This window comes from Alteromonas ulvae, assembly GCF_048987005.1.
Lineage (GTDB): Bacteria > Pseudomonadota > Gammaproteobacteria > Enterobacterales > Alteromonadaceae > Alteromonas.
In genome coordinates this window covers 3,268,100-3,281,345 of record NZ_CP185261.1, presented here as the reverse complement: position 1 = coordinate 3,281,345, position 13,246 = coordinate 3,268,100, and the positions used below count along the sequence as shown (strand labels likewise).

The window sequence follows — 13,246 nt, the reverse complement described above, 5'->3', positions numbered from 1 at the left end:
CTAGTTCAAGGGTTTAGTGTGCGCTGCGCAGTATGTTATGTCCATCGCACATTCGAGTTTTGGCGAACTAGTACGTTAAAAAATTAGGGGCAGGGCACCCGCCTTGCTCCTACAGTTTTGCTCCCGCAGTTGATTAGGCAAACGGCTTAAAAAACTGTTTGAGAAAGCAGGTTCAAAGAACGGCTTGAAAAAGCGAAAGAAACAACAAGGAATGATAGAGTGAGACGTATCTTAGGTTTAACGCTGTCGCTATTAGCTGCTTGTGCACTGAGTGCCAATGCCGCGGTAAAGATGGGTGAAGTAACACCTGCCCCAACATTAAAACCCGAGCAAGCTGCGTTAAATGCGTTGGGACAGCACCTTGATGTCAATTACAACGTGCTAAGCAATCTCGACGATACATTTTGTAAAACCTTCATTTTAAAAGGTGATTGTTTTTCATCTCGCATCCAACTACTTGCGAAAGAGCAAAGTATTGCCGCAACCACCTCACTTTATTTTAGTCATATCGCGCCAATCCGAGGTTTTTCCTCTGAAAGCAATATTGCGATAACACACCTAAATGGCGACCTCCACCGGTTAACCTTCAATGATGCTGTTCCGCCCAATACGCCTGTAAGCGTTGATATTGCTGCCCCGTTTTGGCATGCATCTCGTTCAGATGCGATGGCGAATTACTATCTTACATTGGGCGATTTATCTCCTGTTGTGGTTGCGTCTACCACTCGTGTAAAAGAGCTTGGCAGTGGGTTACTTGTCAATCAGCACACGGGAGACTGGTTAAAAGAAGATCAGTACAAGCGAGCCAATATCGACAATGTGCCGCTTATGGATAGCGAGTACATGTATGAGAAGCTGGAGCGGGAAGAGCCGTCAGCCACCTTGCCTCTAGAAAGGCTAAATAGGTCATACCGCGTGATCCCCAAGGTGTTGGTACAAGAAAATACGGGCAACACAATAAGGGCGACAGGCGTAACGTTTTCTGAAAAAGATGCTGAGCTACTAGCGCCGGCTCGAGCACAAATGCCTTTTTTTGGTCTTGAAGAGCAACCCGACGGCCTGATGGTATCGGTGGTCATTAGTGATGAGTCCACGCAGCGTGCTGCCTTAAAACAGAGCGTGAGGCTAGATGCTGCATCTAAACCCTCTACCAATTCGGCTGCGAAGCCTTCTTTAGCCGAACAGGCAAAACATAACGATAGCAGTTATGAGCTTGTTGTAAGTGAAACAGGCATTGAGATAAACGCAGTGAATCACGTTGCAGCAAATTACGCCCTGCTCACGCTTATGCAGCTTTACAACCAACGCGACAAAGAGTTTACGGCTACCTTTATTAAAGACTCACCGCGATATGACTTTCGCGGTATGCATATGGACTTAGCGCGACACTTCCCCGGTAAGCAAGCAATAAAAAGCGTTATCACGCAAATGTTCACTTATAAGTTGAATACTCTGCATTTGCACCTTAGTGACGATGAAGGTTGGCGTATTGAAATAGAGTCACTGCCTGAGCTTACGAACATTGGCGCATACCGTTGTCACGATTTATCAGAAGCTCAATGCTTACTTCCGCAGCTTGGCAGTGGTCCGCATAGAAACGCCATCGGAAACGGCTACCTCTCTAAAGAGGACTACATAGAGTTAGTACGTTATGCACACCAGCGAGGCATAGAAATTATTCCATCTCTTGATATGCCAGGTCACGCGAGAGCAGCCATTGTGTCTATGAACGCTCGATACAAACGCTTTATGAAAGAGGGCAATAAAGAGGCCGCTGCGCAATATCTGCTGGTAGATAAAGATGATACTACTCGCTACGAAAGCGTGCAGTTTTATACCGACAATACGGTAAACCCCTGTTTAGACAGCACGTACGCGTTTATCGATACGGTAATGCAAGAGATTAAGGCACTGCATGCGGCGGCAAACGTACCTTTGACACGCTTTCATATTGGTGCGGATGAAACCGCAGGAGCATGGACTGAATCACCGGTATGTCATGCTAAAGGGGTAAATATCGACAGTATTTTGCCTGAATTTGTTACCCGAGTGCAGCAACTTGCTACAAAAGCGGGGCTAGCCATAGGTGGGTGGAGTGATGGTATGGAAAAAGCTGCCTCTACCCTAGACAATAAAAAAGCATATACCAATGTATGGCATCTTTTAGCGGCGGGTGGAAACGATACCGTAGCCCATTTTGCCAATGAGAACATACCGGTAGTGCTGTCATTTCCAGACGTGCTGTATTTCGACTTTCCCTATGCGAATCATCCTCATGAACCAGGCTATTACTGGGGATCAAAGGCGACATCTAGCGAAAAAATCTTTTCTTTTATGCCTGAGAATTTGCCGCGGCACAGTAATATTTGGCAAAACAGAATGGGCAACGACTTTGAGGGATCGAAAACAAACAATACCGCGACGGTAATAGGTATTCAGGGCCAACTTTGGAGCGAAGTAACGGTTAACCAGGCGGCAGTCGAATACATGGTATTTCCGCGAATGCTGGCACTCGCTGAGCGTGCTTGGCATAAAAATGAGTGGCAGCCAAGCGGTTTGGTCCAAAGCGCTAGGTCTAACAGCAAGAACGCTACTGCAAAAAATACTCAGCGCCAGCAAGCTTGGCAGTACTTTAGAGACGCACTTTATACGCAGCATATACCAGCGCTTGTAAAACAGGGAATTAACGTGCGTGTACCAACCCCTGCCGCAGCTATTAAAGACAGTCAGCTTGTAATGAAACAGCTACCCGGCTTAATCAATGAGTACAGTTTAGACGGACAAACATGGCGAGAGTTTACCCAGCCTTTTTCAATCAACAGCAAGGGTAATAGTAATGTGCATGTGCGCACAAGAGTAGCAGACACCCAAGCATTCAGTCGAGCTTTGGTGTTACAAGATTGAGTCTTAACTTATTGTTTTTATTATCAAAAATGACAGAGCTGTCATTGTGAAAAGCGCTGTTTAAAAAATCAGGGACATACTCCCGCATGAGAAGATGTGAATGAAATCTGACTTATTTTTTATAGGAATAGACGGTGGCGGTACCAAGTGCCGAGCTCGTATAGAAGACAGCGATGGCATACTCGTTGGTGAGAGCATCAGTGGGCCTGCCAATATCATGCGCGATAGCGTGATGGCAAAGCGCTCAATAGTTGAGGCTATCGAAAAAGCAATTGCTGTATCTGGGCTTTCTATTCATCATGATCAATGCGTGGTCGGCGCAGGCCTGGCCGGTGCAAATATTGCACAAGCGGCAGAAAAGTTTGGCGAATGGTCTCACCCTTTTCGTCAAATGCATGTGCTTAGCGACTTACATGCTGCCTGTTTAGGCGCACATAATGGGCAAGATGGCGCGGCAATTATCACCGGAACAGGGTCGTCGGCAACATGTTGGAATAACGGTGTGTTTACCGACATTGGCGGCCATGGTTTTCCTATTGGTGATGTGGCAAGCGGTGCTTGGCTTGGCTTAAAGGCTGTACAGCATACCTTGCTCTGTTTAGACGGTTTACGCAAAGAAGACGAATTGTCGGCAACCATTTGTGAGGCACTAAATACGCAAAATGCAAACGATATTGTTAGCGCATGTGCCACCTTCAATACCCATCACTTTGCCGCGCTGGTAGAGCAGGTGCTGCCGCTACTTTACATGTCGGTAAACAGTGTGGTGAGCCTATTCAAAGAGGGTGCAAATTACATTGAGAGTGTGGCAAACGTGTTGCTGGCGAATAATGATTGTTCCCTCGCCATGATTGGCGGGCTAAGTACCATCTATTCTCAACATCTTTCTAGCGAGATCAAGGCACGTACTGTGTCGAGCAAGTCATCGCCTCAGCAAGGCGCACTGCTTTATGCCAAACGAATGCAAACGCCTGTTCAAGCGGCTATTCAACACAGTTCATCAACCGCTAGCCCTAACACTAGCGAGTCTTCGCAAGCCCAATCTTCAACCGTTAACTCTACAATTTTCACAGGTGAATAATGACTTTTTCAATTATGGCTAAAGAAGCCAGAGAAGCGCCTTTGGTAATACAGAATCAGTTGTCTAGCAACGATGACAACGTAAAGCGAATTGCCGATAAGCTTCGCAGTATTAATCCTCAACTTATCTATATTATTGGGCGCGGTTCCTCGGATCACGCTGGGGTGTTCGGTAAATATTTATTTGAAACTGAGTTGGGTATACCCGTATGTAGCGCAGCGCTGAGTATTGCAGGGGTATTTAACAAGCAGTTAACCCTTAACAACGCCGTAGCTTTTGTCATATCGCAGTCAGGAAGAAGCCCAGACATTTTAAGACAGGCTGTATCTGCCAAAAAGGGCGGTGCATTTACTGTTGCTATTGTGAACGATGAAACGTCGCCACTAGCCCAATTAGCCGATGCGGTCATTCCAATTTCTGCTGGCGAAGAAAAAGCCGTTGCTGCGACTAAAAGCTATTTGGCAACCTTGTCTGCGCTGCTACATTTATGCGCTCACTGGGGTAAAAACGATGAATTACTTGCATCGCTTCAACTCTTGCCAGCTAGCTTAGATTCAGTAGTCAGTGCGCCAATGCAGCTAACCACTGAGTTTTTAAAGGCAACGCGAAACTGCATTATATTGGGGCGGGGCTTTGGTTATGCTATTGGTAGGGAAGTGGCGCTTAAATTGAAAGAAGTGTTGGGCATTCATGCCGAGGCTTTTAGTAGCGCCGAGTTTATCCACGGGCCAGTTACATTAGTTGAGCAGCAATTAAAAATAGTGTCGCTGCTTGTTAATGATGAAAGCGAATCGCTTCACAGAGGTATTATGGGTGATGTAATAAGCCGCGGCGCTCAATGCACAGAAATAAATTCTGGCACAGCGATCACTGCTGCCAGAGCGATCAATGCTGCCAGAGCGAACAATGATAGTGGCCTTCATCCTCGTTTGCTACCCTTGCTTATTATGCAGCGTTTCTATTTGGATATTGAACATATTGCCGTAGATATGGGGCTCAATCCAGACACGCCACCAGGACTTAACAAGGTAACGAAAACACAATGAACAAAACTATCTATGTCGATTCAATCTTAGTCAACGCTGAATGGAAAACGCAGCAGGTGATGAGTGTTGAAAACGGCACTATTTCTGACATTGTCGACGCTGCTAAATTCGCTACCGACAGTGGAGTGATCACAGACAATAAAGACTTCGCTAGCATGGTGAACGTTGATGAGCATATTAAAGGAACGGTTATCCCAGGCTATGTAGATACCCAAGTGAATGGTGGTGGGGGCGTTATGTTTAATCACGCCCCCACGTTAGAGAGTGTAAATACTATTGCCAATGCCCATGCTCAATTTGGTACTACGAGTTTGTTTCCCACACTTATCACCGATGACCTTGCCACCATTTGCAGCGCCGCCGATGCTATATCTCAGGCTATACGCTTAAATCACCCCTCTATTATGGGCGTTCATTTTGAAGGGCCGCATTTATCGGTAGCAAAAAAAGGAGTGCACAAAGCTGCGCATATCAGGTCAATCTCAGATGAAGAGTTGGCGGTATATACGCGAAAAGACATTGGCCAAGTCATTGTTACCGTGGCGCCAGAAAATGTGTCGCCAGAAATAATACGAGCGCTTACGGAAGAAAATGTCATTGTTGCGCTAGGTCACTCAAATGCGCCCTTTGAGATAGTGCAGCAAGCCCTTGACGCTGGCGCAACTGGGTTTACCCACTTATTTAACGCTATGTCGCCACTAACATCAAGAGAGCCAGGAATGGTAGGCGCCGCATTTTTATCTGATGCTATCTGCGGTCTGATTGTCGATCACCAACATCTCCACACAAAGTCGGCTGAACTTGCCTGCAAAATAAAAGGTGAAGAGGGCATTATGCTGGTAACCGATGCCATGGCTCATGTTGGAGGAGTTGAAGATACCGTATCTTTTTTCGACACTAAGATTACACGCACAATAACCCCTACAGGCGAAAAGCTAACCACACCAGATGGCACACTGGCAGGCAGTTGTTTAGATATGCATTCGGCGCTAATTCACTGTGTTAACGATTTAGGCGTATCGCTTAAAAGTGCAAGCGTAATGGCGAGCACTACGGCCTCTCGCTTCACCCACACCCAGAATAACATTGGCCAATTAATACCGGGAGCCGCGGCTAATTTTGTTGTGCTCGATGAACAGCTTCACCTCAAGCAGGTGTGGCAGCAAGGTAAGAAACTAGATAAAGCCGAATAAGTGTTGATAAAAAGTAATCACTAAAATCACGAAAAAACAAAAACAAATATTTAGAGAGAGCGTAACAATGACCCTTCATGCCCAAACAAGCGCATTACCACCAAGTGGCCTTGCGCGCTTTACCCCAATAATAAGTATTGGGCTACTGTTCTTTATTTTTGGTTTTATAACTTGGTTAAACGGCGCGCTTATTCCATTTTTACAGATGGTTTGCGAGCTTACTGAAATTCAAGCGCTGCTTATTGCCTTTTGTTTTTACATTGCCTACGTGGTGATGGCGCTACCAATGGCAAAAATACTCGAAAAAACAGGTTATCAAAAAGGCATGAGTTTAGGGCTAGGTATTATTGCCCTTGGTTGTATTCTGTTTGTGCCAGCTGCCCTAAGTGCTTGGTTTCCCGTATTTTTGTTAGCACAGTTTGTTGTGGGTAGCGGCCTTACCATACTGCAAACGGCCTCTAACCCCTTCATAGTGAGGCTGGGTAGCGAAGAAAGCGCGGCTGCCCGCATTGCTTTTATGGGGCTTTTAAACAAAGCCGCCGGCGTATTAGCGCCCATTATATTTACCGCGTTAGTACTAAATGGCTTACCCGATGTGAATCAGGAAATGCTATCTGCAATGGCAGAGCAAGAGCGCACGGCGTTAATTAACGATATGTCGGTGTCTCTTATACAACCCTATATAGGAATGGCTATTGCGCTTACCGTGCTGGCGCTAGGCTTTACAAAAATTAATTTACCCGCTACTGGGGAAGGCAATTCTGAACAACACTCTGATCATAATTCAGAACGGGCAAATAATGAAGACGTTAACCTTAATACACCGCAAGCGGACAAGCGTATTTTACAGTTTCCTCATTTAGTATTGGGCGCAGTAAGTCTATTTTTCTACGTAGGGGTAGAGGTGGTTGCTGGCGACACTATCGGCTTATACGGTTCATCCCTTGGAGTTGATAATGCCACCACGCTAACCTCTTATACTATGGTGGCGATGGTTATTGGTTATGCCATCGGTTTAGTGTGCATTCCTCGATTATTTTCTCAGCAGGCTGCACTGCTTGGTTCTGCTGTTACCGGCGTGCTTTTAACATTCGCCATTTTGTTTGCTTCAGACACGAGTACGTCAATTGCAGACGTGTTATGGGGCTGGGCTGGAATTCAAGCATTACCAAACAGCGTTGCGCTTATCGCATTACTTGGGTTTGCTAATGCACTAGTGTGGCCTGCCATTTGGCCGTTGGCACTTAATAATTTGGGTAAATATACCGCGCAAGGCTCTGCGCTACTTATTATGGGCATAGCCGGTGGCGCAATATTGCCAATGGTGTATGGCGGTGCGAGCGAGTGGGTTGGCGGGCAATACGCCTACGCTATAATGTTGCCTTGTTACTGCTTTATTGGCTATTACGCTATTTGGGGAAGTAAAAAGCAAAGTTGGTAAGGCAAAAAGAAGCAAAAACTTTGCCCACGGAGTTGGAACTTTTGAAACTCACTATTGCCCGAACTTGTGCAACTAGTCATAAATGCAATTAGTTGAAGTTCAACTGGCAAAGACACTGTTGCCAACAATTGGTTAGGTGGTTTGTATTTAAAACCAGGTGTTTAACCAGGTATTTAACCAGGTATTTAACCAGGTATTTAAATAGTACAGCTCGCCTAGCCAGTTGACATTCACGAAATGACAAGGAGCTTTAATGAAGCTTATTAAGACAACACTGCTCACCGCCGCCTTAACCGCAGGACTAAGCACAGGTGCAGCTGTAGCACAGGAAATAAATACACAAGCTCAAAATTCCCAATCCCCAAATTCCCAATCCTCAAATTCACGGTCAAGCAGTGCACAAGAAACGCCCAACACCACCAAACAGGTGCAAATTTCTGAAAAGCAGGTCGACCAGTTTGTTGATGCCTATTTAACGGTTCAGTTAATAGGCCAGAAGTATCAGGCAGAAATTCAGGCCGCTGGCGATCAGGCAAAAGCCAAAGATCTTCAGCAAGAAGCGAGAGAAAAAATGCAAACCGCCATTTCAGACAGCGGCATAGCAATGCAGAAATATCGTGAGATCTCCATTGCGGCTAATCAAAATGAATCGTTACGAGGCCGCATTTCTGAAAAGCTTACCATAGAGCTAGAGTCGCGTAAGCAGGCTCAGAACGTCGACAGCTAAGTCGCAACGTTTTCACGTATTTTCAATAAAACGCTGCGTTAATATGCAGCGTTTTTTATTCTGCTGCTATCATGAAGTGTGAACGATGAACCATTCTTTAACAACAAGCTCTCTAACCCTCTTTTCAACATAACGTTTTCTGATGTTACTTAGTAACTACATTAACTTTTTAAATGTAGTGATAAGAATTATCAATTTGTTGCGTGATTGTTACCTATCTATACTCAATGTCGTTTTCTATCTTTCAACAAGAGTAAAGTGGAATGTCTAACACCACCGCCCTACATGCGAAGCACCTAGAAGCTGGTGCCAAAATGGTCGACTTCTTTGGCTGGGATATGCCAATTAATTATGGTTCTCAAATTGAAGAGCATCATGCTGTGCGCCAAGACGCCGGTATGTTTGATGTATCTCACATGACCATTGTTGATGCTACAGGCCCGCAGGCAAAAGCGTACCTTCAATACCTATTGGCAAACGACGTTGCTAAGCTAAAAGATAAAGGCAAAGCCCTTTACAGCGGTATGTTGAACGAAGAGGGTGGGGTTGTTGATGACCTTATTGTGTATCATTTTGACGAAACCAATTACCGCTTAGTGGTTAATTCAGCCACTCGTGAAAAAGACATGAATTGGTTAATGAGCAAAGCCGAAGGTTTTGACGTAACCATTACCGAGCGTTCTGAGTTCGCGATGATTGCAGTGCAGGGCCCTAATGCAAAAGAAAAAGCGGCAACGCTTTTCAGTGCGGCGCAAAAAGAAGCAGTAGCCGGTATGAAGCCGTTCTTTGGCGTACAAGCTGAAGACCTTTTCATTGCAACAACAGGCTACACCGGTGAAGCGGGCTACGAAATTATGGTGCCAACGGCGCAAGCAGCAAGCTTCTGGCAAAGCTTGTTAGACGCAGGCGTTAAGCCGTGCGGCCTAGGCGCACGAGATACATTGCGCCTAGAAGCAGGTATGAACCTGTACGGCCAAGATATGGATGAAACAGTATCGCCATTAGCCGCTAACATGGGCTGGACAATTTCATGGGAACCGGCAGAGCGCGACTTCGTAGGGCGTAAAGCACTAGAAGCGCAGCGCGAAGCGGGTACTGATAAGCTGGTTGGCTTAGTAATGACTGAAAAAGGCGTGTTGCGTCATGGTCTTAAAGTAAAAACAGACAACGGCGAAGGCGTAATTACTTCAGGTACGTTTTCTCCAACATTGGGGCACTCCATAGCAATGGCGCGAGTACCTAGCAATGTGGGTGACACTGTAGAAGTGGAAATGCGCAAAAAGTGGGTTACAGTAAAAGTGGTTAAGCCCTCCTTTGTTCGCAATGGAAAAAGTGTTTTATAAGTTTACGTCTCAAGTTTGTAAAATTGACAAAGATTAACAGGAACGATTATGAGCAACATCCCAACTGATTTACGTTATGCCGCTACCCACGAATGGGTTCGCTCTGAAGGCGACGGTGTTTTTACTGTAGGTATTTCTGAACACGCACAAGGTTTACTTGGCGATATGGTTTTCGTTGAACTACCAGACGTAGGTGACGCGGTAACTACTGGCGACGACGTGTGTGTTGCTGAGTCGGTTAAAGCGGCCTCTGACGTTTACACGCCAATCACTGGTGAAGTAATCGCAATCAACGAAGACCTAGAAGACTCGCCAGAGCTAGTAAACTCTGATCCATACGGCGAAGGCTGGATGTTCAAGATTAAAGCGGAAGACCCTGCAGAAGTAGAAGGCTTGCTTGACGCAGAAGGTTATGAAAACAGCATTGACGAAGAGTAATTCGTTACGCTGATAGAAAGATACACAGTTGAAAAAGGGGCATGAATATTATTCAGCCCCTTTTTAACTTTTAGATTTAACGACGCCCTTGCGGCAACCATTAAGAGTGCTTAACAACGTTATGTCGAATACTTCTCCTACATTAGCTCAACTAGAGCAAAAAGATACGTTTATCCGCCGTCATATTGGCCCGGGTAAAGGCGAAATTGAAGAAATGCTGTCTGCCATTGGTGCTAGCTCATTAGATGATTTAATTGAGCAAACCGTACCGGCAGGTATTGCGCTACCAGAACCGTTAAAGTGCGGCGAAGGTGCGACAGAAGTTGAAGCATTAAGTGAATTAAAAGCGGTTGCGGCGAAAAACAAAATTAACCGTTCGTTTATCGGAATGGGCTACTACGATACCCACGTACCGAACGTAATTTTGCGTAACGTGTTAGAAAACCCAGGTTGGTACACGGCGTACACCCCTTATCAGCCAGAGATTGCGCAAGGTCGTTTAGAAGCTATTTTGAACTTCCAGCAAGTGACCATCGATTTAACCGGTCTTGAGCTGGCATCAGCATCATTGCTAGATGAAAGCACCGCGGCAGCCGAGGCTATGGGCCTTGCCAAGCGAGTTTCGAAAAATAAAAAAGCGAATATCTTTTTTGTGTCTGACGATGTGCACCCACAAACATTAGATGTAGTAAAAACTCGCGCCGAGATGTTTGGTTTTGAAATTGTTACTGGCCCTGCAGAAGAAGCGGCAGAGCACGACGTGTTCGGAGCGCTTTTACAATACCCAACCAGCACGGGCGAAATTAAAGATATTTCTGACATCATTGCAGCAGTGCAAGCGAAAAAAGGCATTGTGGCTGTAGCGGCAGACCTGATGAGCTTAGTGATGCTTAAGTCGCCTGGCGAGCTAGGTGCCGATGTAGCATTAGGCAGTGCGCAGCGCTTTGGTGTACCAATGGGTTATGGCGGCCCACACGCGGCTTTCTTTGCAACCCGCGAAAGTTTCAAGCGTTCATTGCCAGGACGTATTATTGGCGTAAGTAAAGATACACGCGACCGCCCAGCACTGCGTATGGCACTGCAAACTCGCGAGCAGCATATTCGCCGCGAAAAAGCGAACTCAAACATTTGTACCGCGCAGGTGTTACTTGCCAACATGGCGAGCTTTTACGCCGTATACCACGGTCCACAGGGCTTAAAAACCATCGCCGAGCGTATTCACCGTTTTGCTGACATTCTTGCAACCGGCTTAACACTTAAAGGTACCAGCAAAGGCGTGGCGCTTAAGCATAGCACGTACTTCGACACACTCACTGTAATGGTTGAAAACAAAGAAGACGTACTTGCTAAAGCTTATGCGAAAGGTATGAACCTTCGTGCGGACCTAGAAGGCGCGGTAGGCATAGCGTTAGACGAAACCACTACTCGCGAAGATATTTTAGCGTTATTCGACGTTATCTTGGGCGACGGCTTTTGTGAAGAGAACGGATTAAGTGTTGAAGACCTAGACGCGGAAGTAACTACACAAGCCGTTAAATCTATTCCAGAAGAGTTAGTTCGTACTAGCGACATTTTAACTCATGAAGTGTTCAACAAGTATCACTCCGAAACTGAAATGCTGCGCTATATCAAAAGCCTTGAAAACAAAGATTTGGCATTAAACCATTCAATGATTTCATTGGGCTCTTGCACCATGAAGCTAAACGCGACGGCAGAAATGATTCCCGTAACGTGGGCTGAATTTGGGCAATTGCACCCGTTCGCGCCACTAGATCAAGCCGTAGGCTATCAAGAAATGATTGCAGAATTAGCCGAGTGGCTCATTGATGTAACGGGTTACGACGCACTTTCTATGCAGCCTAACTCAGGTGCACAGGGCGAATATGCTGGCTTACTAGCCATTCAGCGCTATCATGAAAGCCGCGGCGACAGCCACAGAAACGTATGCTTAATACCAAGTTCTGCTCACGGTACTAACCCAGCTTCGGCGCAAATGGTTAGCCTAAAAGTAGTGGTAGTAGCCTGTGATTCAAACGGTAACGTAGACCTTAACGACCTTCGCAAAAAAGCGGAAGAAGTGGGCGACAACCTATCGTGCGCAATGATCACGTACCCGTCTACTCACGGTGTTTACGAAGAAACGGTGAAAGAAATATGCGACATCGTTCACGAGCATGGCGGTCAGGTTTACATGGACGGCGCTAACATGAACGCGCAGGTGGGTATTACGTCACCAGGCTTTATTGGCTCAGACGTATCGCACCTTAACTTGCACAAAACATTCTGTATTCCACACGGTGGCGGCGGCCCAGGTATGGGACCAATTGGCGTTAAATCGCACCTTGCACCGTTTTTACCTAATCACACTGTGATTAATGTAGAAACTGCGGGTAAAGACTGCGGCGCGGTAAGCGGAGCGCCATGGGGCAGTGCGTCTATTTTGCCTATCAGCTACATGTACATCAAAATGATGGGAAGCGAAGGCCTACGCCGAGCAACGGAAGTGGCTATTCTTAACGCGAACTACGTGGCTAAGAAGCTAGAAGGGCACTTTGAAATACTTTACAAAGGCAACAACGACCGTGTAGCCCACGAATGTATTATCGACCTCCGCCCATTAAAAGAAGCCAGTGGCGTAACCGAGCTAGACATTGCTAAGCGCTTAAACGACTACGGTTTCCACTCACCAACAATGAGCTTCCCAGTGGCAGGCACATTAATGGTAGAGCCAACAGAGTCTGAAGCGAAGTACGAGCTAGACCGTTTCATTAACGCCATGATAAGCATTCGCCAAGAAATAGCGAAAGTGGAAAGCGGCGAGTGGGATGCAACAGACAACCCACTGCACAATGCACCGCACACGCTAGCAGACATCTGTGACAGCAACTGGAACCGCAGCTACGACCGCATGCTAGCGGCATACCCTGCACCAGAAGTACACAGAAACAAATTCTGGCCAACGGTTAACCGTATTGATGACGTATATGGCGACCGCAACTTAATTTGTTCTTGCCCAAGTATAGAGAGTTATATTGAGGGGTAGGTTGGTGTCGAAGTACTGATACTGATTTGA

9 protein-coding genes are annotated in these 13,246 nt (G+C 46.2%); all 9 read left to right on the top strand.

What is annotated here, in order from left to right; genetic code table 11:
• The first annotated feature begins 219 nt into the window (after nt 1-219).
• The 9 genes from ACOJR9_RS14300 (at nt 220) to gcvP (ending at nt 13,216) form a co-directional block, all read left to right on the top strand.
• Complete coding sequence (locus tag ACOJR9_RS14300) at nt 220-2,904, top strand: family 20 glycosylhydrolase (protein ID WP_420933603.1); 2,685 nt, start codon at nt 220-222, stop codon at nt 2,902-2,904.
• A 100-nt stretch (nt 2,905-3,004) separates the two neighbouring features.
• Nucleotides 3,005-3,985, top strand: coding sequence for a BadF/BadG/BcrA/BcrD ATPase family protein (locus ACOJR9_RS14295; RefSeq protein ID WP_420933602.1), 981 nt, complete (start codon nt 3,005-3,007; stop codon nt 3,983-3,985).
• On the top strand, nt 3,985-5,031 hold the full coding sequence (gene nagB-II / locus ACOJR9_RS14290; RefSeq protein ID WP_420933601.1) for a glucosamine-6-phosphate deaminase NagB-II: 1,047 nt from the start codon (nt 3,985-3,987) through the stop codon (nt 5,029-5,031). Before ACOJR9_RS14295 ends, nagB-II begins: the two co-directional genes overlap by 1 nt.
• Entirely contained in the window at nt 5,028-6,224 is a 1,197-nt protein-coding gene (gene nagA / locus ACOJR9_RS14285) for an N-acetylglucosamine-6-phosphate deacetylase (protein ID WP_420933600.1), read from the top strand. Before nagB-II ends, nagA begins: the two co-directional genes overlap by 4 nt.
• Nucleotides 6,225-6,291: 67 nt before the next feature.
• A complete protein-coding gene (locus ACOJR9_RS14280) occupies nt 6,292-7,665 on the top strand; it encodes a sugar MFS transporter (RefSeq protein ID WP_420933599.1) in 1,374 nt (457 codons plus the stop codon).
• A gap of 253 nt (nt 7,666-7,918) precedes the next feature.
• A complete protein-coding gene (locus ACOJR9_RS14275; protein ID WP_420933598.1) occupies nt 7,919-8,392 on the top strand; it encodes a DUF4168 domain-containing protein in 474 nt (157 codons plus the stop codon).
• Between the two features lie 263 nt (nt 8,393-8,655).
• A complete protein-coding gene (gcvT, locus tag ACOJR9_RS14270; protein WP_420933597.1) occupies nt 8,656-9,735 on the top strand; it encodes a glycine cleavage system aminomethyltransferase GcvT in 1,080 nt (359 codons plus the stop codon).
• Nucleotides 9,736-9,783: 48 nt separating this feature from the next.
• Complete coding sequence (gcvH, locus tag ACOJR9_RS14265) at nt 9,784-10,173, top strand: glycine cleavage system protein GcvH (RefSeq protein ID WP_163112303.1); 390 nt, start codon at nt 9,784-9,786, stop codon at nt 10,171-10,173.
• A 121-nt stretch (nt 10,174-10,294) separates the two neighbouring features.
• Complete coding sequence (gcvP, locus tag ACOJR9_RS14260; protein WP_420933596.1) at nt 10,295-13,216, top strand: aminomethyl-transferring glycine dehydrogenase; 2,922 nt, start codon at nt 10,295-10,297, stop codon at nt 13,214-13,216.
• Nucleotides 13,217-13,246 lie beyond the last annotated feature (30 nt).

Coding starts and splice junctions, on each gene's coding strand:
- ACOJR9_RS14275 (WP_420933598.1), top strand. CDS start 7,919: ATGAAGCTTATTAAGACAACACTGCTCACCGCCGCCTTAACCGCAGGA.
- gcvT (WP_420933597.1), top strand. CDS start 8,656: ATGTCTAACACCACCGCCCTACATGCGAAGCACCTAGAAGCTGGTGCC.
- nagB-II (WP_420933601.1), top strand. CDS start 3,985: ATGACTTTTTCAATTATGGCTAAAGAAGCCAGAGAAGCGCCTTTGGTA.
- gcvP (WP_420933596.1), top strand. CDS start 10,295: ATGTCGAATACTTCTCCTACATTAGCTCAACTAGAGCAAAAAGATACG.
- gcvH (WP_163112303.1), top strand. CDS start 9,784: ATGAGCAACATCCCAACTGATTTACGTTATGCCGCTACCCACGAATGG.
- ACOJR9_RS14295 (WP_420933602.1), top strand. CDS start 3,005: ATGAAATCTGACTTATTTTTTATAGGAATAGACGGTGGCGGTACCAAG.
- nagA (WP_420933600.1), top strand. CDS start 5,028: ATGAACAAAACTATCTATGTCGATTCAATCTTAGTCAACGCTGAATGG.
- ACOJR9_RS14280 (WP_420933599.1), top strand. CDS start 6,292: ATGACCCTTCATGCCCAAACAAGCGCATTACCACCAAGTGGCCTTGCG.